18 protein-coding genes are annotated in these 20643 nt (G+C 72.0%); 3 read left to right on the forward strand and 15 right to left on the reverse strand.

Features of this window, described 5'->3' with window-relative positions:
* Positions 1-771: 771 nt before the first annotated feature.
* Positions 772-1350, reverse strand: coding sequence for a ferritin-like domain-containing protein (locus EDC50_RS03475; RefSeq protein ID WP_123769055.1), 579 nt, complete (start codon positions 1348-1350; stop codon positions 772-774).
* 50 nt (positions 1351-1400) lie between these two features.
* The gene (locus EDC50_RS03480) at positions 1401-1880 is read right to left on the reverse strand and encodes a peroxiredoxin (protein ID WP_123769056.1); all 480 of its coding nucleotides are present in this window, start codon (positions 1878-1880) and stop codon (positions 1401-1403) included.
* 139 nt (positions 1881-2019) lie between these two features.
* Here EDC50_RS03480 and EDC50_RS03485 point away from each other — a divergent pair, with 139 nt between their 5' ends.
* Positions 2020-2499 carry an Hsp20/alpha crystallin family protein gene (locus EDC50_RS03485; protein WP_123769057.1) on the forward strand — a complete coding sequence of 160 codons (480 nt, stop codon included), beginning with the start codon at positions 2020-2022 and terminating at the stop codon, positions 2497-2499.
* Positions 2500-2793: 294 nt separating this feature from the next.
* On the forward strand, positions 2794-3675 hold the full coding sequence (locus EDC50_RS03490; protein ID WP_123769058.1) for a DnaJ C-terminal domain-containing protein: 882 nt from the start codon (positions 2794-2796) through the stop codon (positions 3673-3675).
* A gap of 286 nt (positions 3676-3961) precedes the next feature.
* Here the strand turns inward: EDC50_RS03490 and pilH are convergent, their stop codons facing one another.
* The 12 genes from pilH to purB all read right to left on the reverse strand — a co-directional run bounded on the left by pilH (position 3962) and on the right by purB (position 17769).
* Positions 3962-4330, reverse strand: coding sequence for a twitching motility response regulator PilH (pilH, locus tag EDC50_RS03495; RefSeq protein WP_123769059.1), 369 nt, complete (start codon positions 4328-4330; stop codon positions 3962-3964).
* Between the two features lie 60 nt (positions 4331-4390).
* Positions 4391-5386 (reverse strand): YhdH/YhfP family quinone oxidoreductase, encoded by a 996-nt coding sequence (locus EDC50_RS03500; RefSeq protein WP_123769060.1) that lies wholly within the window; start codon positions 5384-5386, stop codon positions 4391-4393.
* 86 nt (positions 5387-5472) lie between these two features.
* The gene (locus tag EDC50_RS03505) at positions 5473-6066 is read right to left on the reverse strand and encodes an LOG family protein (RefSeq protein ID WP_170167600.1); all 594 of its coding nucleotides are present in this window, start codon (positions 6064-6066) and stop codon (positions 5473-5475) included.
* 31 nt (positions 6067-6097) lie between these two features.
* The gene (locus tag EDC50_RS03510) at positions 6098-7183 is read right to left on the reverse strand and encodes a calcium:cation antiporter (RefSeq protein WP_123769062.1); all 1086 of its coding nucleotides are present in this window, start codon (positions 7181-7183) and stop codon (positions 6098-6100) included.
* A gap of 86 nt (positions 7184-7269) precedes the next feature.
* Positions 7270-8706, reverse strand: a complete 1437-nt coding sequence (gene lpdA, locus EDC50_RS03515) for a dihydrolipoyl dehydrogenase (RefSeq protein WP_123769063.1) — start codon at positions 8704-8706, stop codon at positions 7270-7272.
* A 116-nt stretch (positions 8707-8822) separates the two neighbouring features.
* Positions 8823-10055, reverse strand: a complete 1233-nt coding sequence (sucB, locus tag EDC50_RS03520) for a dihydrolipoyllysine-residue succinyltransferase (protein ID WP_123769064.1) — start codon at positions 10053-10055, stop codon at positions 8823-8825.
* A gap of 138 nt (positions 10056-10193) precedes the next feature.
* A complete protein-coding gene (locus tag EDC50_RS03525) occupies positions 10194-13019 on the reverse strand; it encodes a 2-oxoglutarate dehydrogenase E1 component (protein WP_123769065.1) in 2826 nt (941 codons plus the stop codon).
* A gap of 229 nt (positions 13020-13248) precedes the next feature.
* A complete protein-coding gene (locus tag EDC50_RS03530) occupies positions 13249-14154 on the reverse strand; it encodes a GNAT family N-acetyltransferase (RefSeq protein ID WP_123769066.1) in 906 nt (301 codons plus the stop codon).
* On the reverse strand, positions 14151-15308 hold the full coding sequence (locus EDC50_RS03535; RefSeq protein WP_425477894.1) for a JmjC domain-containing protein: 1158 nt from the start codon (positions 15306-15308) through the stop codon (positions 14151-14153). Before EDC50_RS03535 ends, EDC50_RS03530 begins: the two co-directional genes overlap by 4 nt.
* 101 nt (positions 15309-15409) lie before the next feature.
* A complete protein-coding gene (locus EDC50_RS03540) occupies positions 15410-15808 on the reverse strand; it encodes a VOC family protein (RefSeq protein ID WP_123769068.1) in 399 nt (132 codons plus the stop codon).
* A complete protein-coding gene (locus EDC50_RS03545; RefSeq protein ID WP_123769069.1) occupies positions 15805-16194 on the reverse strand; it encodes a VOC family protein in 390 nt (129 codons plus the stop codon). The genes EDC50_RS03540 and EDC50_RS03545 overlap by 4 nt, the downstream gene beginning before the upstream one ends.
* Positions 16195-16398: 204 nt before the next feature.
* Positions 16399-17769, reverse strand: a complete 1371-nt coding sequence (gene purB, locus EDC50_RS03550; protein ID WP_123769070.1) for an adenylosuccinate lyase — start codon at positions 17767-17769, stop codon at positions 16399-16401.
* A 398-nt stretch (positions 17770-18167) separates the two neighbouring features.
* On the opposite strand from purB, the gene EDC50_RS03555 reads away from it, so the two are divergent.
* The gene (locus tag EDC50_RS03555; RefSeq protein WP_123769071.1) at positions 18168-19589 is read left to right on the forward strand and encodes a class II fumarate hydratase; all 1422 of its coding nucleotides are present in this window, start codon (positions 18168-18170) and stop codon (positions 19587-19589) included.
* A gap of 243 nt (positions 19590-19832) precedes the next feature.
* Here EDC50_RS03555 and EDC50_RS03560 read toward each other — a convergent pair whose 3' ends face one another.
* Positions 19833-20414 carry a YggN family protein gene (locus tag EDC50_RS03560; protein ID WP_158635671.1) on the reverse strand — a complete coding sequence of 194 codons (582 nt, stop codon included), beginning with the start codon at positions 20412-20414 and terminating at the stop codon, positions 19833-19835.
* Positions 20415-20643: the final 229 nt, after the last annotated feature.

Genomic DNA, 20643 nt, shown 5'->3' on the forward strand with positions numbered 1-20643 from the left:
CGTCCGCGTCCGACGCGGCGAACAGATCCCCGGTCGAATGCCCGGAACCCAATGCTGCGCGGCATAGCCGGAGCCGCAGGCCAAGGCGGCACGAGCAGGAATGGAGCGGCCGTACCGGTCAGCGCGGTGCGCAGCCAGTTCCGCGCCGGGACGCCGCGCAGGCGCCGGTCCCGCCCGTGGGCCGGGGCGACGCCCACCCAGGGCGGGGCGATCAGCAACGCCGTGGCGGCAATGGCGGCCAGCGCCCCGCCATACGCCCTCGTCGGCCGAATCGGCGCCGGCCCAGTCCGGCAGGGGCGCCGGTTCCGTGGCGAGGGGCGCCCCGAACGGGGCCGATGCGCCGCCTCCACCGTTGACGCCGCCGTGGCCGGGCCACGGGGCGGCGCCGGAAATCGGCGGGGAGCCCGAAGGCGGCAGATCGAGCGCGGGACCCAGATGCGCCCATGCGTCGTGCGCGCGCGTGCGCGCCCAGGTACGGCAGGACCAGGACCGCGCCATCCGCCCACGGCGTGGCCAAGGCGTAACGAGGCCCCCCGCCGCCAGGCCGGCGTGCAGCATCAGGACCGAGGCGACAGAGCCGATCGCGCCGACGATCAGGCTCGTCTGCGCGCGCGGCCAGTGTTGCCGCTGCGAGCCGTGCGCGGAGGCGGGCGGTTTCCGCGTTGGGGCCCATGGAGGCGGCGGCGATCGGCGCCGAATGGCGCCGCAATCCGGCTGTCCCGCCTGGTGGCCTGCCGCCGGCCGGCGCCGGCCTGGGGCGGACCGAGCCCGCTAGGCGTTTTCCCCGGTCCAGCCGGCGAGCATGTCCGCCAGCTCGTCGGCGTGCTCTTCTTCCTGGGCGAGGATGTCTTCCATCATCCGCTTGGTGGTGGTGTCGCGGTCGCCGATGTAGTCGATGATGGCGCGGTAGCTGTCGATCGCGATGCGTTCGGCCACCAGGTCTTCCTTGACCATGTCGCGCAGGTCGTGGCCTTCGACGTACTCGGCGTGCGAGCGCGAGGCGAGCACCGCCGGGTTCATGTCCGGCTCGCCGCCGAGCTGGACGATGCGTTCGGCGATGCGGTCGGCGTGCGCCTGCTCGTCGTTGGCGTGCTCGAGGAACTCGGCCTTGATCGCGTCGGCCATCAGCCCCTTGGCCATGAAGTAGTGGCGCTTGTAGCGCAGCACGCACACCAGTTCGGTGGCCAACGCCTCGTTGAGCAGGCGGATCACCGTCTCGCGCTCGGCGGTGTAGCTGTCGGTGATCGCGCCTTCCTCGATGTGCTTGCGCGCACGCTCGCGGATCGCCTGGATGTCGGCGACGAACGGCGAATGGGCGACCTGGGGGGAAGCGGGCTGCTGGGTCGGCATGTTGCGGCCTCCTGGGGGAAGAAGAAGCGCGCCGCCGTCCGGCGTTGCGGTCACGGCAGCTGCGCGAGCATGTGTTCGGCCGAGGACACCCGGAATTCGCCCGGTGCCTCGACGTTGAGCAGCTTGACCACGCCGTTTTCGGCGTACAGGGCGAAGCGGCGCGCGCGGACGCCCATGCCGTAGGCGCTGGCGTCGAGCTCCAGGCCGAGCGCGCGGGTGAAGTCGCCGTTGCCGTCGGCCAGCATCATCAAGCCTTCCGGCACGTTCTGGCTCTGCGCCCAGGCCTGCATCACGAACGGGTCGTTCACCGCCATGCACGCCACTTCCACGCCCTTGCGGCGGAATTCGTCGAAATGCTCGACGAAGCCGGGCAGGTGTTTTTCCGAGCAGGTCGGCGTGAACGCGCCGGGCACCGCGAACAGCACCACGTTGCGGCCGTCGAACAGGGCGTTGGTGTCGACGGTCTCGATGCCGTCGCGGATGCGTTGCAGCGGCGCTTCCGGGATGCTATCGCCGATCTGGATGGTCATGGGGCAGGCCTGTCTGATGTCTAAACACAGTGTAGTGGGGGCGTGCGTACGTCGCGTCAACGGCTTGAAACGCAAGGGCGCACGCCCATCTTGCCGGCATGCGGCGCCATGCCGCGCTACCGAAAACCGGAGGGTCGACATGAACCTGACGCGTTACCAGCAGCAGTGGCCGGGGCAGTCGCTGCTCCAGGACGAAATCAAGCAGATGTTCGAACGCTTCTTCCAGATCGGCGACCAGCAGGACGAGTCCTCGGTGGTCACCAGCCAGTGGGTGCCCCGGGTCGACATTCTCGAGGAGCCCAGCCGGTTCGTGATCCTGGCCGACCTGCCGGGCGTGGATCCGCAGGACGTGGAGGTGCTGATGGACAAGGGCATCCTCTCGATCAAGGGCGAGCGCAAGAGCGAGCTCAACGAGCAGCGCGACCGCTACACCCGGGTCGAGCGCCGCTACGGCAGCTTCCATCGCCGCTTCGCCCTGCCGGACAGCGCCGATCCGGACGGCATCACCGCGAGCGGCCGTCACGGCGTGCTGGAGATCAGCATTCCGAAGCGGCCGGAGACCACGCCGCGGCGGATCCAGGTCGGAACCGCATCCGCCGGCCCGGGTTCGGTGCAGTAGCGATCAGGCGAGTGCCGCCCGATGCTCCCCGCCCGAGCGCGGGCGGGGAGCGCGGGGCGCCGACGGACGCGCGGCGGCGTTCGATTCGCGCCCGACCGGTTATCGCCGCGCACGTCCGGAGCCATCGCAGGGAGCCGGCGCCGTGTCGCCGGTGCCCCGCGCCGCGGCTTCGCGCCGCGGCGCGGGGCGGGCCTGGGAGGTCTTACACTACGGCCCGCAAGCGCCGCTTGCGGGCCGTAGCCGTTGTGGGCGGCACGACGGAGGCGGATCCGATCCGAGCGAGCGGGACCATCGATGCAATTCAAGGATTACTACGAGATCCTGGGCGTGGAGCCCAGCGCCGGCGAGGCCGAGATCAAGTCGGCCTACCGTCGGCTCGCGCGCAAGTACCACCCGGACGTGAGCAAGGAGCCGGGCGCGGAAGAGAAGTTCAAGGCGGTCAACGAGGCCTATGAGGCGCTGCGCGACCCGCAGAAGCGCGCCGCCTACGACCAGCTGCGCGCGCGCGGCTATCGCCCCGGCGACGAGGTGCAGCCGCCGCCGGGCGGCTTCGGCGGCGGCTACGGCGGCGTCGACTTCGAGGAGATCTTCGCCGGCGGCGGCGCCGGGGGCGGCTTCAGCGATTTCTTCGAAAGCCTGTTCGGTCGCGGCGGCGGCTTCGGCCAGGCGCGCGGCGCGGCGGCACGGGGCGACACGCGCGCCAGGCTCGCGGTGTCGCTGGAGACGGTGCACGAAGGCGGCAGCGTGCGCATCTCCGTCGGCGGCAAGACCTACGACGTGCGCATCCCCAAGGGCATCCGCCCGGGGCAGATGATCCGCCTGGCCGGGCAGGGCCGCAACGGCGACCTGCTGCTGGAGATCGAGTACGCCGCGCATCCGCAGTTCGAGGTGGACGGACGCAACGTGATCTACCCGCTGCCGGTGGCGCCATGGGAAGCCGCGCTCGGCGCGGCGGTCAGCGTGCCGACGCTGGGCGGGCCGGTCGAGGTGAAGATCCCGCCGGGCTCCGAGGCCGGCCGCAAGCTGCGGCTGCGCGGCCGCGGCCTGCCGGGCACGCCGCCCGGCGACCAGATCGTCGAGCTGGAGGTGCTGGCGCCGCGCGCGCACACTAAGGCGCAGCGCGAGGCCTATGAGCGCATGCGCGAGGCGTTCGGCGACGATTGGCGGCGCGCCTGAGCGCCATCGCGTACCGCTGGGACCGGGAGCGTTTGCGCCGCGGCGCACGGCGGCCGCGTCTCCGGCCCTTGGCGCCGGCGGCGCGGGATCGAGAGCTTGGGGTACGCGGCGCCCAGGGACGTCGGATCGCACCGCAGGGCGTGATCGGCCGCGCGCTGCGCGGTGCGGTCCATGCGGAAAACGCCGGACGTGCGCCATCGCGCGCGCGAACCGCGGTTCAACCGCGGAGCGTCGGCCAACCGGAAACGTGCGGGAAACGGGCGCCGTGGCCTCGAAGACGCGCGGATCAGCCCGCGCCCATGACCTGCTGGATCACTTCGGCCAGGTCGGCCTCGCTGAACGGCTTGGTGATGTAGGCGCGGGCGCCCTGGCGCATGCCCCAGACGCGATCGGTGTCCTGGTCCTTGGTCGTGACCAGGACCACCGGGATGTGCGCGGTCGCGGGATCGCGGCAGATCGAGCGGGTGGCCTGGAAGCCGTTGAGGTTCGGCATCACCACGTCCATCAGGATCAGGTCCGGCAGCTCGCGCTTGGCCGCGTCGACGCCGGCCGCGCCGTCCTCGGCGGTGAGCGCCTGATGGCCGAGCTTTTCGACGATGCGGCGGATGCCCATCAGCTGCGACGGCGAATCGTCGACGATCAGGATGCGCGCCATGTGCTCGTTTCCCCGGAACTGCGGCGATTGTAGCCGGCGGCGAGGACGCCGCAAGCCGCGTCAGAGCGTCACCAGCGTGCGGCCGAGCGAGCCGCCGGCGAGCATCGTTTCGAACACCTCCGGCAGCTGTTCCAGGCCGACCTCGCGCGTGCAGATCCGGTCCAGGTGGCGCGGCTTCCAGTCGCTGGCCAGGCGTTCCCAGACCGCTTCGCGCACGTCGCGCGCGGTGCCGGCCGAAGCCACGCCGAGCAGGGACACGCCGCGGATGATGAACGGCATCACGGTCGCATCCAGCTCGGCCGACGCGGCCAGGCCGGCGCTGGCGACGTTGCCGTAGGGCGCGGTCTGCGCCAGCAGGCTGGCCAGCATCGGACCGCCGACGTTGTCGAGGCCGCCGCCGAAGCGCGCCGACTCCAGCGGCCGCGTCGTCGCCAGCGCATCGCGGCCGAGCACCCGGCTCGCGCCGATCGACTTCAGGTACTCGGCGTGCTCGGGCTTGCCGCTGATCGCGTGCACCTCGAAGCCGGCGCGGCTGAAGATGTCGACCGCAAGCGAGCCGACGCCCCCCGTGGCGCCGGTGACCGCCAGCGGCCCGTGTTCCGGCGTCTGCCGGTTCTCGGCCATGCGGTACAGCGCCAGCGCGGCGGTGAAGCCCGCGGTGCCGAGGATCATGCTCTCGCGCAGGCTCAGGCCCCGCGGCAGCGGGATCGCCCATTGCGCCTCGACGCGCGCGTAGCGCGAATAGCCGCCGTCGCGGGTCTCGCTCAGGCCGCAGCCGGTGACCAGCACCGCGTCGCCTTCCCGGAAACGCGCGTCGGTCGAGGCCACCACGTGGCCGGCGACGTCGATGCCGCCGACCAGCGGGAAGCGGCGCAGGATCTTGCCCTGGCCGGTGCCGGCCAGGGCGTCCTTGTAGTTGACCGAAGAGAACGCGGTCTCGATCGCCACCTCGCCGGGCGCGAGGTCGTCGAGCGAGACCTGCTCGAGGCCGCTGCGGTAGCCGGAGGCGTCGTTGTGGATGCGGAAGGCGGCGAAGCGGTCGGGGATCGTCGTCATGCGCGGGCTCCGTCGGAAGCAGGCGCCCATTGTGCCGCACGCCGCCGTGTCGGCCATGCGACCGGCGGCGGGTGCGCGCGGTCGCCTCAGCGCAGCGCCTGCCGCCGCTTCTCGTCCATCCATTTGTCGGCCTGGGCCGGGCGGTAGGCGCGCATCCAGGCCAGCATGGCGCCGATGTCCTCGCCGTACCACAGGTCCTGGCGCTGGTCCGGGTGCAGGAAGCGCTCGGCGACCATGCGGTCGAGCATCGCCATCAGCGGCGCGTAGAAGCCGCCGACGTCGAGGAAGGCGCAGGGCTTGTCGCCGATGCCGAGCTGGCGCCAGGTCAGCATCTCGAACATCTCGTCGAGCGTGCCGAAGCCGCCCGGCAGGGCGACGAAGCCGTCGGCGAGGTCGAACATGCGCGCCTTGCGCTCGTGCATCGAGCCGACGACCTCCAGCCGGGTCACGCCCTTGTGCGCGACCTCCCAGTTGACCAGCTGCTCCGGGATCACGCCGATCACTTCGCCGCCGGCCTCGAGCACCGCGTCGGCCACCGTGCCCATCAGGCCGACGTTGCCGCCGCCGTAGACCAGGGCCAGGCCCTGCTTGGCCAGGCGCGTGCCCAGGTCGATCGCGCGTTCGCGGTAGCGCGCGTCGGCGCCGGGGTTGGAGCCGCAGTAGACGCAGATCGCGCGCAGCGGCCGGGAATCGGTGGCGTGGTCCATGCGGTCAGGGCACGAAGCTGAGGAACAGGTAGGCGGCGAACATCACCAGGTGCACGGCGCCGGGCAGGGCGGTGGTGCGGCCGGTGCGCAGCGAGATCGAGACCACGAACAGCGACAGCACCAGCAGCACGGTGGACTTCATGTCCAGGCCCAGCGTCAGCGGCCAGCCCATGATCACGGCGACCACCGCCACCGTCGGCACGGTCAGGCCGATGCTGGCGATGGCCGAGCCGATCGCCAGGTTCAGGCTGGTCTGCAGGCGGTTGTTCGCCGCCGCGCGCACCGCGGCGAAGCCTTCCGGCAGCAGCACGATCGCGGCGATCAGGATGCCGACCGTGGCCGGCGGCGCGCCGAGCGCGCGCAGGGCCGACTCCATCGCCGGCGAGATGCCCTTGGCGCTGAGCACGACCGCGACCAGCGCCGCCAGCAGCAGCGCCAGGCTCGCCAGGGTCTCCCTGGCCGTGGGCCGCTCGGCGTGCTCGTTCGGGTCGTCCTCGCCCTCCTCGGGCAGGAAGTAGTCGCGGTGGCGCACGGTCTGGAAGAAGGTGAAGGCGGCGAACAGCGCGAGCGTGGCCACCGCGACGAACACCAGCTGGCTGGTGGTGTAGGTCGGCCCGGGCGCGCTGGTCGAGTAGTTCGGCACGATCAAGGTGAACACCACGATCACGGTCAGCGTGCCGAGCGCGGCGTTGATGCCCTCGAGCTTGAACCCCTGGACCCGGTGGCGGCGGCCGCCGACCAGCAGGCTCATGCCGATCAGGCCGTTGAGGATGATCATCACCGCGGCGAACACCGTGTCGCGCGCCAGGCTGGACGCGGCCTCGCCGCCGGACAGCATCATCGAGACGATCAGCGCGACCTCGATCACCGTCACCGCCAGCGCCAGCACCAGGGTGCCGAACGGTTCGCCGACGCGGTGGGCGATGACCTCGGCGTGGTGGACCGAGGCGATCACGCTGCCGACCAGGCCGGCCACCAGCAGGCCCAGGGTCAGCGCCGAGCCCGCGCTCCAGTGCAGGCCGAGCAGGGCGAGGCCGGCCAGCGGCGCGGCCACGGTCCAGGCGGGGTTGTGCTTGATCGGTTGGCTCATGCGGCGTCCTTCCGGTGCGGTCCGCAGCTTCGGGCCGCGGAAAAGCGCGAGGCCCCGCGCGAGCGGGGCCTCGATGGGCCGCGCGATCAGTTGGCCTTGTGGATCGCGCGCTTGTCCACGGCCATCGCGGCGTCGTGGATCGCTTCCGACAGGGTCGGGTGGGCGTGGCAGATGCGGGCCAGGTCGTCGGCCGAGCCCTTGAACTCCATGGTCAACACGCCCTCGTGGACCAGCTCGGACACGCCGACGCCGACCAGGTGCATGCCCAGCACGCGGTCGGTCTCGGCGTGGGCCAGCACCTTGACGAAGCCGGCCGGCTCGCCCATCGCCACCGCGCGGCCGATCGCCGCGAACGGGAAGCTGCCAGCCTTGTACGGCACGCCTTCGGCCTTGAGCTGCTGCTCGGTCTTGCCGACCCAGGCGATCTCCGGCTCGGTGTAGATCACCCACGGGATGGTCTCGAAGTTGACGTGGCCCGGCAGGCCGGCGATCAGCTCGGCCACCGCGATGCCTTCCTCGAAGCCCTTGTGCGCGAGCATCGGGCCGCGCACGCAATCGCCGATCGCCCAGACGCCGTCGACGCCGGTGTGGCAGTGCTCGTCGACCTCGATCATGCCGCGCTGGTCCAGCTTCACGCCGGTGCCTTCGGCCAGCAGGCCCCGGGTGGCCGCGCGGCGGCCCACGGCGACCAGCAGCTTGTCGACGACCAGCGTCTTCTCGCCCTCGGCGTCGGCGTAGGTGACGTGCACTTCCTTGTTCTTGCCCTTGGCCTTGACCTCGGCGTTGGAGACCTTGGCGCCGAGCCTGATCTCCAGCCCCTGCTTCTTGAACTCCTTGAGCGCGGTCTTGGCGACCTCGGCGTCGGCCGCGGCGAGGAAGTCGGGCAGGGCCTCGAGGATGGTGACCTCGGCGCCCAGGCGCTTCCACACGCTGCCCAGCTCCAGGCCGATCACGCCGGCGCCGATCACGCCCAGGCGCTTGGGCACCGCGGCGAAGTCGAGCGCGCCGACGTTGTCGACGATGTTCTCGCCGTCGAACTTGGCGAACGGCAGCTCGATCGAGTCCGAGCCGGCGGCCAGGATCACGTTGGCCGCCTTCAGCTCGGCCTCGGAACCGTCGTGCTGCTTGACCTTGACCACGTTGCCCGGCTGCAGCTGGCCGAAGCCGTAGTACGGCGTGATCTTGTTCGCCTTGAACAGCATGGCGATGCCGCCGGTGAACTGCTTCACGATCTTGTCCTTGCGCGCGATCATCGCGCCGACGTCGATCCTGGCGTCCTTGACGCTGATGCCGTGCTCGCCGAACAGGTGCTGCAGGTTCCAGTACTGGCGCGAGGAGTCGAGCAGCGCCTTGGACGGGATGCAGCCCACGCGCAGGCAGGTGCCGCCGAGCGCGGGCTTGCCGTCCTTGCCGAGCGCCGCGTCGATGCAGGCGACCTTCATGCCCAGCTGGGCGGCGCGGATCGCGGCGTGGTAGCCGGCCGGGCCGGCGCCGATGACGACTACGTCGAATTGTTCTGCCATTGCGGAATTCCTTGGGTTTTGACCGGTACGGGAACCGGGCGGGGGCGGGCTGCGGGCGACGGGCGGAGAGCGGGGCTTCTACTCGTTTCTCGTCGCTCCCGGCTCGTCCCCGGCCCTCACATGCCCAGCAGCATGCGGTGCGGGTTCTCGAGCTGGTTCTTGATGTCGACCAGGAACAGCACCGCGTCCTTGCCGTCGATGATGCGGTGGTCGTAGGACAGCGCGATGTACATCATCGGCGCGATCACGACCTGGCCGTTCTCGGCGATCGGGCGCTCCTTGATCGCGTGCATGCCCAGGATCGCGCTCTGCGGCGGGTTGACGATCGGGGTGGACATCAGCGAGCCGAAAGTGCCGCCGTTGGTGATGGTGAAGGTGCCGCCCTGCAGGTCCTCCAGCGCCAGCTTGCCTTCGCGCGCCTTCTTGGCGTATTCGGCGATGCCCTTCTCGACGTCGGCGAAGCTCATCCGCTCGACGTTGCGCAGCACCGGCGTGACCAGGCCCTTGTCGGTCGCCACCGCGATCGAGATGTCGGCGTAGCCGTGGTAGATGATGTCGTTGCCGTCGACCGAGGCGTTGACGATCGGATGCTTCTGCAGCGCGTTGGCCGCGGCCTTGGCGAAGAAGCTCATGAAGCCGAGCTTGATGCCGTTGGCCTTCTCGAACTGCTCGCCCAGTTCCTTGCGCATGGCCATGACCTTGCCCAGGTTGACCTCGTTGAACGAGGTCAGCATGGCGATCGAGTTCTTGGACTGCATCAGGCGCTCGGCGATGCGCGCGCGCATGCGGGTCATCGGCACGCGCTCTTCCGGACGCGCGCCGCCGGCCACGCCGCCGGTCTTGCCCGCCGCGTAGTTGAGCAGGTCCTCCTTGGTGACCGCGCCGCGGCGGCCGGTGCCTTCGACCTGGCCCGGGTCGATGCCCTGGGTGACCGCGGTGAAGCGCGCGCCCGGCGGCAGCTGGTCGGCGGAGGCTGGCGCCTTCGGCGCGGCCTGCGCCGCGGCGGCCTTGGGCTGCACCGGCTGCGCCTCCGCGGTGGTCGCGGCGACGTTCTTGGCGTCGATCTCGGCGGCCTTGGCCTCGGAGGTGGACGGCGACGCCGCGGCGGCGGCGCCTTCCTCGACCACCGCGATCAGCTGCTGGCTGGTCACCGTCGCGCCTTCCTGGAACTTGATCTCCTTGAGCACGCCGTCCACGGGCGAGGGCACCTCGAGCACGACCTTGTCGGTTTCCAGGTCGACGAGGTTCTCGTCGCGCTTGACCGCGTCGCCGACCTTCTTGTGCCAGGTGGCGATGGTGGCGTCGGAGACGGATTCGGGCAGGACGGGAACTTTGATTTCGGTGCTCATGGGGCGGTCCTTGGAAGATCGTCGTTCCGGGTGGAACGCGGAATCGGATCGGGCGGGTCGGTGCGTGCTTTGGTCGGAGCGGGCGGATCGAAGATCAAGGCCCTCGCTGCGCACGCGGCGGCAACGAGGGCCCGGCGGTCACTCGGGGGTCGCCTCGCCGCGCAGCGGGTTGCGCAGCGCGTCGGCGACCAGCGCGGCCTGCTCGGCGAGGTGGTCGGCGAGATGGCCGACGGCCGGCGAGGGCGAGCGCGCCCGGCCCGCGTAGTGCAGGGTCTGGCCCGAGGCGAGGCACGCGGTCAGGTGGTGGCGGATCTGGTACCACGCGCCCTGGTTCTGCGGTTCCTCCTGGCACCAGACCACGTCCTTGGCGCCGGCGAAGCGCTTGAGCTCGGCCGCGAGCAGCGCGCGCGGGAACGGGTACAGCTGCTCCACGCGGACCAGGGCGACGTCTTCCAGGCCCTGCTTCTGCGCCTCCTCGATCAGGTCGTAGTAGACCTTGCCGCCGCAGACGATCACGCGCTTGACCTTCTTCGGGTCGGCGGCGTTGTCCGGGATCAGGTGCTGGAACTCGCCCTGGGCCAGCTCGTCCAGGGTCGAGACCGCGAGCTTGTGGCGCAGCAGCGACTTCGGCGTCATCACCACCAGCGGCTTGCGCGTGGTCATCAGCATCTGCCGGCGGATCATGTGGTAGGCCTGCGCCGGGGTGGTCGGCGTGCACACGATCATGTTCTCCAGCGCGCACAGCTGCAGGAAGCGCTCCAGGCGCGCCGAGCTGTGCTCGGGGCCCTGGCCTTCGTAGCCGTGCGGCAGGAACAGCACCAGCCCGCACAGGCGGCCCCACTTGGCCTCGCCCGAGGACAGGAACTGGTCGATCACCACCTGCGCGCCGTTGGCGAAGTCGCCGAACTGGGCTTCCCAGATGTCCAAGGTCATCGGGTCGGCGGTGGCGTAGCCGTACTCGAACGCCATCACCGCCTCCTCGCTGAGCAGCGAATCGACGATGGTCACGTCGGACGGGTTCTTCACCAGCCGGCGCAGCGGCAGCAGGTACTCGTCGGTGCTCTGCTCGTGCAGGATCGCGTGGCGGTGGAAGAAAGTGCCGCGGCCGCAGTCCTGGCCGACCAGGCGCAGCTTGTAGCCCTCGTCGAGCAGGGTGGCGTAGGCCAGGTTCTCGGCGAAGCCCCAGTCGCCCGGCTGCTCGCCGGCGGCCATCTTGCGCCGGTCCTCGTAGATCTTGGCCACGCGCGGGTGCAGCTTGAACTCGGCCGGGATCTCGTTGATCGCCGCCGCCAGCCGGCGCAGCTTGGCCCCGTCGAAGGTGGTGTCGACCGGGTCGGAGAGCTTGCCCGACAGGTACTTCGACCAGTCGATCGTGAATTCGTCCGACTTGACCTCGACCACCTCGGTGGTGACCACGTTCTCGTCGAGCTTGCGGCGGTATTCGTCGACCAGCGCCTGCGCGTCCTCGGCGGCGATGACGCCTTCGCCGACCAGCTTCTGCGCGTACAGCTCGCGCGGGGTCTTGTGCTTGCGGATGATCTGGTACATCACCGGCTGGGTCGCCGCCGGCTCGTCGGCCTCGTTGTGGCCGTGGCGGCGGTAGCAGACCAGGTCGATGACCACGTCCTTGCCGAAGCGGTTGCGGAAGTCCAGCGCCAGCTCGGCGCAGAACACCACCGCCTCCGGGTCGTCGCCGTTCACGTGCAGCACCGGCGCGCCGACCATCTTGGCCACGTCGGTGCAGTACAGGGTGGAGCGGGCGTCCTGGCGGTCGGAGGTGGTGAAGCCGACCTGGTTGTTGATGACGATGTGCACGGTGCCGCCGACGGCGAAGCCGCGCGCCTGCGACATCTGGAACAGCTCCATCACCACGCCCTGGCCGGCGAAGGCGGCGTCGCCGTGGATCAGGATCGGCAGCACCTGCGCGCGCGCGTTGTCGCCGCGGCGGTTCTGGCGCGAGCGCACGCTGCCGGCGACCACCGGGTCGACGATCTCCAGGTGCGAGGGGTTGAACGCCAGCGCCAGGTGCACCGGGCCGCCGGGGGTGGCGACGTCGGCGGAGAAGCCCATGTGGTACTTCACGTCGCCCTGGTGGGCGATGTCGTTGTGCTCGAACTTGCCCTCGAACTCGTCGAACAGCTGCCGCGGCGGCTTGCCGAGGGTGTTGACCAGCACGTTGAGGCGGCCGCGGTGGGCCATGCCGATCACCACGTCCTTGGCGCCCGCCTCGCCGGCGCGGCGGATGGTGGCGTCCATCAGCGGGATCAGGGCGTCGCCGCCTTCCAGCGAGAAGCGCTTCTGGCCGACGTACTTGGTGCCCAGGTAGCGCTCCAGGCCGTCGGCGGCGGTCAGCCGCTCGAGGATGCGCTTCTTCTGCTCGGCGGTGCGGCCGAACTTGCCGCCGGCCTTTTCCAGGCGCTCGTAGATCCAACGCCGCTGCTCGGCGTCGGCGATGTGCATGAACTCGGCGCCGATCGGGCCGGTGTAGGTGGCCTTGAGCAGGCCGAGCAGGTCGCCGAGCTTCATCCGGTCGTGGCCGCCGACGCCGCCGGTGCTGAACTCGGCGCCGAGGTCGGCCTCGGACAGGCGGTGGAACGCCAGCCCCAGGTCGGGCGCCTCCGGCTTCTGCCACAGCCCGAGCGGGTCGATGTTCGCCGCCAGGTGGCCGCGCGAGCGGTACGCGGTGATCAGGCGGCCGACCTGGCGCTCGCGCTCGTCGCCGGCGCCCGCGGCCACCGCGACCACGCCCCGCGCGGCCAGGCGCGCGGCCTGGGCGATGTTCTCGATCACCGCCGAGTGCGGCACGTCGCCCGCCTCGCGGCCCTTGAGGCCGTCGAAATACGCCTTCCATTTGGGATCGACGCTGTCCGGGGACACCAGGTACTGCTCGTACAGGTCCTCGATGTAGGCGGCGTTGTTGCCGAGCTGCGACGACTGGGAGAACTGCTTCAGGAGACTGTCCACGATGGCGATCGGGGGAACCGGTGGGAGAAGGGCGGAGAGGCGGTTTTGCGTACATTGGCGCTATTCAGGCGCCAAGATTCGGAATTATAGCCCCGGCTCGGGAACAAACGCCTAACACTTGCGTCGGAAACCGCGCGCGGCTCGGATTCAAGCTTGGGCCGGGGCGGGTGGGTTCAAGCGCGCGCCCCGGGGCGCGCCGCGTCGCGCCCGCGGCGCGGGTGCCGCGCGCCTAGAGGCCGAGCGCACGGTACTCGCCGCAGGGGCGGGCGCGTTCCCAGACCGGGTCGAAGGCCTCGCGCAGCTGGCGCGCGCGGCCGCCGCCGTCGAGCCGGGTCTCGCCATCGAAGCGGTGGCCGAGCGGGCGGAAGTACCAGCCGTCGCGGTCGTCGACCGCGTAGGCGGCGGGGTAGTCGAGGTCGACCGGGTCCTCGGCCGCGCGGAACGCGAACGCGCTGGGCAGGCGCTGCGCCAGGGCGATGAGCGGATGCAGGGCGCGCCGCGGCGCGGCGGGGTCCTGCAGCAGCAGGCGGACCTGGCGGCCGGACGTGGCCAGGCGGCGCAACGCGGCCAGCGCTTCGGGCCGGTCGAGCAGGCCGGGGTCGAGCTCGCGGCTGTAGATCCGCAGCACGCGGCGGGTGCCGGCGGCGACGCCCAGGAACGCGGCGAGGCCGGCGTCGCGGGTCTCGACCGGATTCACCGCGTCCAGGCGGCGGGCCATGGCCTGGTGCTCCAGCCCGGCCTCGACGAAGCGCCCGCCCTGCGGCAGGAAGCCGTGGCGGGCGTAGAACGCGATCGCGGTCGCCTGCGCGTGCAGGCTCAGCTCGTTCCAGCCCAGCGCGCGCGCCTGCGCCAGCAACGCATCGAGCAGCGCGTCGCCGACGCCGCGCCCGCGCCATTCCGCCAGCACCGCCATGCGCCCGATCGTGCGCTGCGGGGTGAGCCGGCCGGTGCCGATCGGCCGGCCGTCCGCATCCCGCGCCAGCACATGCCGGCACTGCGGGTCGAGCGCATCGCGCTCGATCCCGGCCGGCACGCCCTGTTCGCGCACGAACACCGCCTCGCGCACCGCGTGCAAGGCCTCGCGCGCGGCGGCGAACTCGACCGGCTCGACCCGGAACGGCCGCGGCGCGTTCATGCCTCGTCTTCTTCGTCCAGCAGCGCCAGGCGGTAATGCCCGGCCTGCAGCAGCTCGATCGCGCAGTCCCGCCCGGCCTCGGAGAGGGCGGCGTAGCCGGTGCCGTCCAGCCGCGCGGCACCGGCCAGGCGCCGCGCGTCGGCTTCCGGCAACGCGTAGGCGTGGCCGCTGACGTACAGCCGCGCCGGCGCGCCGCGCCGGCGCGCGCGGCGCCAGGCCATGCGCGACCACGGGTGGCGCAGCAGCGCGGCGCCGCGCTGCAGGTCCCATTCGATCTCGATCCGCGAACGCCCCCGGTCCTCGCCGGGTTGCACCTCGCCCGCGGCGCGGTACAGGGTGATGAAGCGGCCGAACCAGTCGCCGAGCCGGTCCGGGTCGTTCATCCGCAGCCGGTTCAGCGCCGCGACCGCGCGGTTCATCGCGGCCTCGTCGATCTCGTTGGGATCGGCGGGCGGCGCCAGGTCGGGGTCGGCGTAGCGCAGCGACTCGTCGGCCTCGCTGGCGAGGGTGTCGACGAAATCGCCGAGCAGCTCCGCCGCCGACGGCGCGCGCATGCCGACCGAGAAGGTCAGGCAGGCGTCCTCGGCCACGCCGTGGTGCGGCACGCCGGGCGGCAGGTACAGCATGTCGCCGGGGCCGAGCACCCAGTCGTGGCTCGGGCGGAACTCGCGCAGCAGCTTCAGCTCGACGTCGGGGCGGAAGTCCAACGGCGGGTCGGGCCTGGCGTCGATCTGCCAGCGCCGGCGCCCCTGCGCCTGCAGCAGGAACACGTCGTACTGGTCGACGTGGGCGCCGACCGAGCCGCCCGGCGCGGCGAACGAGACCATCACGTCGTCGATGCGCCAGCGCGGCAGGAAGTCGAAATGCGGCAGCAGCGCGGCGACGTCGGTGTCCCACTTGTCCACGTCCTGCACCAGCAGGGTCCAGTCCTGCCGCGGCATGCCGGGGAACTCGGCCTCGTCGAACGGGCCGTGGCGCAGCGTCCAGCGGTCGCGCGCGCGGTCGTGCACGACGATGCGCGACAGCGCCGCCTCCTCGCAGGCCAGCCCGGCCAGGTCCTCCGGCTGCAACGGCGACTCGAAGCCGGGGAACGCGTTGCGGATCAGCAGCGGCCGCTTCTGCCAGTAGTCGCGCAGGAACCGCTCCGGCGGCATGCCCAGCGGCGGCAGCGCGCGGGCGTCGATCTCGATCGGCGGCGCGGCGGCGGCATCGCTGCGGCGGTCGCGGGGGGTGGTCTTGGCGGGCTTCTTGGTCATCAGGTGGCGATCTCGTCGTAGCCGCGGCCGAGGAACTGCAGCAGGCACCAGCCGTGGCCGAACGGGTCGGCGAGGGCGACGATGCGGCCCCAGGCGGCCTCGCGGACGCCGCCTTCCTGGCGCGCGCCGGCGGCCAGGGCGCGGGCCAGCGCCGCGTCGAGGTCGGCGACGACCACGTCGCAGTGCAGCGGCGTCCAGTGGCGGGAATAGTCGCGCCGCGCGGTTCCGGCGCCGGTGCTGCCGGGCTCCTTGCGCAGCAGGTAGACGGGGGCGTCGGCGCCGAGCAGCTCGACCACGTCGGCGCCGAAGCGCCGCGCCGGGCGCAGGCCGAACGCGTCGACGTAGAAACGCTCGGCCGCGGCCAGGTCCGGTACGTCGAGGTTGAGCAGCAGCTTCATCGCAGGGCCTGGGCGAAGCGCAGGTCGACGCCGTTGGGGTCGCGCACGACGAACTCGCGCAGGCCGTACGGCCGGTCGCGCGGCGGATGGAGCGGCTCGATGCCGGCCGCGCGGACCGCGGCGTGCAACGCGTCGACGTCCTCGGCCATCAGCCGGATCTGGGTCCAGCGCGGTGCGGTGGGCGCCCCGGCGTCCTCGGCCAGGAACAGGCGCAGCCCGCGCCAATGCAGCGCGGCGAACGGGCCGCTGCGCCGGGCCACCTCGAAGCCGAGCGCGCGGTAGAACGCGAGCGAGGCCTCCAGGTCGGGGCCGACGGTCTCGACCACGCCCTGGGCGTGGCCGTGCAGGCCGGCCGCCGGCGCGTCGCCCTGCGCGGCCTCGTTCATGCGTGCTCCCTCGGCGTCTGCCGCCGGGAGGACGGCCGCAGCGCGTCCCGGTCGCGGAATTGCGCGCGATGGCGGCCGGGGGCGCCGGCGGCGTCGCGGACGCCGCGTTCCGGCGTCGGCAGGGCGTCGATCGGGCTGCGGGCGTTCACGCGACCGTGCTCCGGTGGGGCGGGACAGTTTCGCCGCGGCGGCGTGAGGCGGCGGTCAGATCTCGCGCGCCAGCCGCTCGGCCAGGCCGGTGTAGCGGGCGGGGGTCATCTCCATCAGGCGCTGCTTCTCCGCCGGCGGCAGGTCCAGGCCGGCGATGAACTCGCGCATCGACACCGCGGTGATGCCCTGGCCGCGGGTCAAGGCCTTCAGCTGCTCGTAGGGGTTGGGCAGGCCGTGCCGGCGCATCACCGTCTGCACCGCCTCGGCCAGCACCTCCCACGACGCGTCCAGGTCCTCGGCCAGGCGCTGCGGATTGGCGCTGAGCTTGCCCAGGCCGCGCAGCAGCGCGTCGAGGCCGATCAGCGCGTGGCCGAACGCGGTGCCGAGCGCGCGCAGCACGGTCGAGTCGGTCAGGTCGCGCTGCCAGCGGCTGACCGGCAGCTTGGCGGCGAAATGCTCGAACAGCGCGTTGGCGATGCCGAAGTTGCCCTCGGCGTTCTCGAAGTCGATCGGGTTGACCTTGTGCGGCATGGTCGAGCTGCCGACCTCGCCGGCCTTGACCGCCTGCTTGAAGTAGCCCAGCGAGATGTAGCCCCAGACGTCGCGGCACAGGTCGATGCAGATCGTGTCGATCCGGCGCTGTGCGTCGCACAGTTCGGCGATGCCGTCGTGCGGCTCGATCTGGGTGGTGTAGGGCTGCCAGTCCAGGCCCAGCGAATGCACGAAGCGCTCGGAGAACGCCGGCCAGTCCAGTTCCGGGTAGGCGGCGACGTGGGCGTTGTAGTTGCCGACCGCGCCGTTGATCTTGCCCGGCATCTGCGCGCCGGCGAGGGTCTCGCCCTGGCGCTGCAGGCGCGCGACGACGTTCGCGATCTCCTTGCCGACGGTGGTCGGCGAGGCGGTCTGGCCGTGGGTGCGCGAGAGCATCGGCAGCGCGGCGTACTCGTGCGCCATCGCGCGCAGCTTCTGGATCAGCTCGTCGAGCTTGGGCAGCAGCACGTGCTGGCGCGCCTGGTTCAGCATCAGCGCGTAGCTGAGGTTGTTGATGTCCTCGCTGGTGCAGGCGAAGTGCACGAACTCCAGCGCCGGGCCGAGCTCGGCGTCCTCGCGCAGGCGCTCCTTGATGAAGTACTCGACCGCCTTGACGTCGTGGTTGGTGGTGCGCTCGATCTCCTTGACCCGCGCCGCGTCGGCAGGCGTCAGGCCGTCGGCGAGCGCCCGCAGGCGCGCGGCGGCCGCCTCGGAGAACGGCTCGAGCTCGGCGATCGCCGGCTCGGCGGCCAACGCCAGCAGCCACTCGACCTCGACCTTGACCCGCGCCTTGATCAGGCCGAACTCGGAGAAGATCGGCCGCAGCGCATCGACCTTGCCGGCGTAGCGGCCGTCGAGCGGGGACAGGGCGAGCAACGGGGTTTCCACGGACATGGCGTTCGGAAGGCGGCGAAGGCAAACCGCGATTCTACCGGGGTTGCCGGTGCGATGCGCCGAGCGGCGGAGCAAGCGGCCGCTCCGATGGCTTCGCGGCGTGCCTGCCGGGATGCAGGGCGGCAGGCCGCGCGTCCCTGCGGTCGGTCGAAGCGGGCCGCCGCGCGACGCCTGCGGCCGTGCGCTGGCGCGACACCGCCGTGAATACGTCCTCTAGGCCCTGCGGCGGCGTCCCGCCGCCGAAGTCGCGCATGCCCGGAAACGCCGTCCTTGGCCGGGCAACCCGTCTTGGCCGCACGACGCACCGGCGGCTCGCTGCATTGCAGGCCCGCAACGCGACGGCGAGGGTTTCGAGCGTAAGCTCCGCAGTCCGGACCACCGCGAAACGGAGCGCAGGCATGGCGGAGAAACGGCAAGGCGGACGCGGCTTCCGCGTCGAGCACGACAGCATGGGCGAGCTGCAGGTGCCGGCCCAGGCGCTGTGGGGGGCGCAGACCCAGCGCGCGGTGCAAAATTTCCCGGTTTCCGGCCAGCGCATGCCGCGCGAGTTCATCCGCGCCCTCGGCCTGATCAAGGCCGCCGCCGCCGAGGTGAACGGCGACCTCGGCCTGCTCGGCAAGAACGCGGCCAAGGCGATCCGCGCCGCCGCGCTGGAAGTCGCCGACGGCCGCCACGACGAACACTTCCCGATCGACGTGTTCCAGACCGGCTCGGGCACCTCGAGCAACATGAACGCCAACGAGGTGATCGCCGCGCTGGCGCGCCGCGCCGGCCAGGCCAAGGTGCACCCGAACGACCACGTCAACCTCGGCCAGAGTTCCAACGACGTGATCCCGACGGCCATCCGCGTCTCGGCGCAGCTGGCCGCCGTCGAACACCTGCTGCCGGCGCTCAAGCACCTGCGCCGCACCATCGAGCGCCGCGGCCGCGCGCTCGGCAAGATCGTCAAGACCGGCCGCACCCACCTCATGGACGCGATGCCGCTGACCTTCGCCCAGGAGTTCGGCGCCTGGGCCGCGCAGCTGGACAGCGCGCAGGCGCGGATCGAGGACGCGCTCAAGCGCCTGCGCCGGCTGCCGATCGGCGGCACCGCGATCGGCACCGGCATCAACGCCGACCCGCGCTTCGGCAAGGCCATGGCCAAGGCGCTGTCGGCGCTGGCCGGCGCCCGGTTCGAGTCGGCCGAGGACAGGTTCGAGGGCATCGCCGCGCAGGACGACGCGGTCGAGCTGTCCGGCCAGCTCAACGCGCTGGCGGTGGCGCTGATGAAGATCGCCAACGACCTGCGCTGGATGAATTCCGGCCCGCTGGCCGGCCTGGGCGAGATCGAACTGCCGGCGCTGCAGCCGGGCAGCTCGATCATGCCGGGCAAGGTCAATCCGGTGATCCCGGAGGCGACCTGCATGGTCTGCGCGCAGGTGATCGGCCACCATGCGGCGATCACCGTGGCCGGGCAGAGCGGCAACTTCCAGCTCAACGTGATGCTGCCGCTGATCGCCTACGACCTGCTCGATTCGATCCGCCTGCTCGGCAACGTCATGCGCCTGCTCGCCGACCGCGCGATCGACGGCCTGCAGCCGCGCCGCGACCGCGTGCGCGAGGCGCTGGACCGCAACCCGATCCTGGTCACCGCGCTCAATCCGATCATCGGCTACGAGCAGGCCGCGGCGATCGCCAAGCAGGCCTACCGGGAAGGGCGCCCGGTGTTGGAGGTCGCGGTCGAAGCGACCGGCCGCAGCGAGAAGGAGTTGCGCGCGCTGCTCGACCCCGCGGCCCTGACCCGGGGCGGCATCCGCGAGGGCATGGGCGGCGGCGGCTGACCGGGCTGCCGCCGTCGGGAGCGCAGGACCGGCTCGTCGCGCTGCGGCGGCGGCGACCTTGCGAAGCAGCCGGGGGGCCGGGCTTGCGCGGCCTTCGGCGGCAGGGAGGCCGCCGAAGCGCTTGCATCGACGTATTCGCAGCGTGTCGGGCAATCCCGGGTTGCCGGTCGCTTACCCGCGGCGCCTCAAGAAGGCCGCTCCCTCGCCGCATTCCGAACGAGGTGGGCCGCCCGGCGCGCCCGTCTACTGGCGGCGGGCCGCGTCCGGGGCCGAGCGCGCGGACTCCGCGACCTCGCGGCGGCATTCGTCGATGTCCGATGCGGCGAGGGTGGCGTAGGGCGCGAATTCCGGGATCGCCGCGGCCGCGGCCCGCTGCGCCGCGATCAGCCCGGGCAGGCGTTCGCAGATGCGCCCGGCCTCGGCCGCGATCTTCCGCGCCTCGGCCTCGACGCGTCGCTCGAAATCGTCCGTTCGCCCGGCGAACACGTGCGTGAGCGCCTCGCCCGCCGCGGCGATGCCGAGATCGGCGCCGCGCGCGCCCAGCGCCATGCCGGTCTCGATCACTTCGGTCAGCTGTTTCCGGTATTCGAGCATCAGCGCGCGCTGCCGCGGCTGCAGCGGCACCGGGCGCCCATCGATCAGCAGGTCGCCGGCGGGGCCGACCTCGGCCTTGGGCAGCGGATTGCCCTGGGCGTCGCGCGGGCTGCGGCTGCGCACCGTGGCGCCGCCGATGCGAATGTGGCTGTCGCTGCCGAGCGCCAGGTTTTCCTTGGCCAGCTCGGCGCGCGCTTCGGCGACCGCCTTCTCGACTTCGCGGCCGATCATGGTGCGCGCGCCCGCGTCGTGCGACCGCGAGGACGCGGGCGGCGCCGGGGCCGCGGGCGCGGCCGGCTGCTGCGGCGAGCAGGCGGCAAGTACGCAGGCGCACAGCAGAGCGACGGGAGGGCGGAAGGGCAGGCGGTTCATGAGGGCGGCTCCAGCGATGGAGGACGGGCGCGGGCCGGATGCGGTGCCCGGCGGCGGAATTCCTGCGTGCCTGCGGCGCGGACCGGCT

This window comes from Vulcaniibacterium tengchongense (genome assembly GCF_003814555.1).
In the GTDB taxonomy this organism is placed as follows: domain Bacteria; phylum Pseudomonadota; class Gammaproteobacteria; order Xanthomonadales; family Xanthomonadaceae; genus Vulcaniibacterium; species Vulcaniibacterium tengchongense.

Coding starts and splice junctions, on each gene's coding strand:
- EDC50_RS03540 (WP_123769068.1), bottom strand. CDS start 15,808: ATGAAGCTGCTGCTCAACCTCGACGTACCGGACCTGGCCGCGGCCGAG.
- EDC50_RS03475 (WP_123769055.1), bottom strand. CDS start 1,350: ATGCCGACCCAGCAGCCCGCTTCCCCCCAGGTCGCCCATTCGCCGTTC.
- pilH (WP_123769059.1), bottom strand. CDS start 4,330: ATGGCGCGCATCCTGATCGTCGACGATTCGCCGTCGCAGCTGATGGGC.
- EDC50_RS03555 (WP_123769071.1), top strand. CDS start 18,168: ATGGCGGAGAAACGGCAAGGCGGACGCGGCTTCCGCGTCGAGCACGAC.
- lpdA (WP_123769063.1), bottom strand. CDS start 8,706: ATGGCAGAACAATTCGACGTAGTCGTCATCGGCGCCGGCCCGGCCGGC.
- EDC50_RS03545 (WP_123769069.1), bottom strand. CDS start 16,194: ATGAACGAGGCCGCGCAGGGCGACGCGCCGGCGGCCGGCCTGCACGGC.
- purB (WP_123769070.1), bottom strand. CDS start 17,769: ATGTCCGTGGAAACCCCGTTGCTCGCCCTGTCCCCGCTCGACGGCCGC.
- EDC50_RS03510 (WP_123769062.1), bottom strand. CDS start 7,183: ATGAGCCAACCGATCAAGCACAACCCCGCCTGGACCGTGGCCGCGCCG.
- EDC50_RS03485 (WP_123769057.1), top strand. CDS start 2,020: ATGAACCTGACGCGTTACCAGCAGCAGTGGCCGGGGCAGTCGCTGCTC.
- EDC50_RS03500 (WP_123769060.1), bottom strand. CDS start 5,386: ATGACGACGATCCCCGACCGCTTCGCCGCCTTCCGCATCCACAACGAC.
- EDC50_RS03560 (WP_158635671.1), bottom strand. CDS start 20,414: ATGATCGGCCGCGAAGTCGAGAAGGCGGTCGCCGAAGCGCGCGCCGAG.
- sucB (WP_123769064.1), bottom strand. CDS start 10,055: ATGAGCACCGAAATCAAAGTTCCCGTCCTGCCCGAATCCGTCTCCGAC.
- EDC50_RS03530 (WP_123769066.1), bottom strand. CDS start 14,154: ATGAACGCGCCGCGGCCGTTCCGGGTCGAGCCGGTCGAGTTCGCCGCC.
- EDC50_RS03490 (WP_123769058.1), top strand. CDS start 2,794: ATGCAATTCAAGGATTACTACGAGATCCTGGGCGTGGAGCCCAGCGCC.
- EDC50_RS03535 (WP_425477894.1), bottom strand. CDS start 15,308: ATGCCGCCGGAGCGGTTCCTGCGCGACTACTGGCAGAAGCGGCCGCTG.
- EDC50_RS03480 (WP_123769056.1), bottom strand. CDS start 1,880: ATGACCATCCAGATCGGCGATAGCATCCCGGAAGCGCCGCTGCAACGC.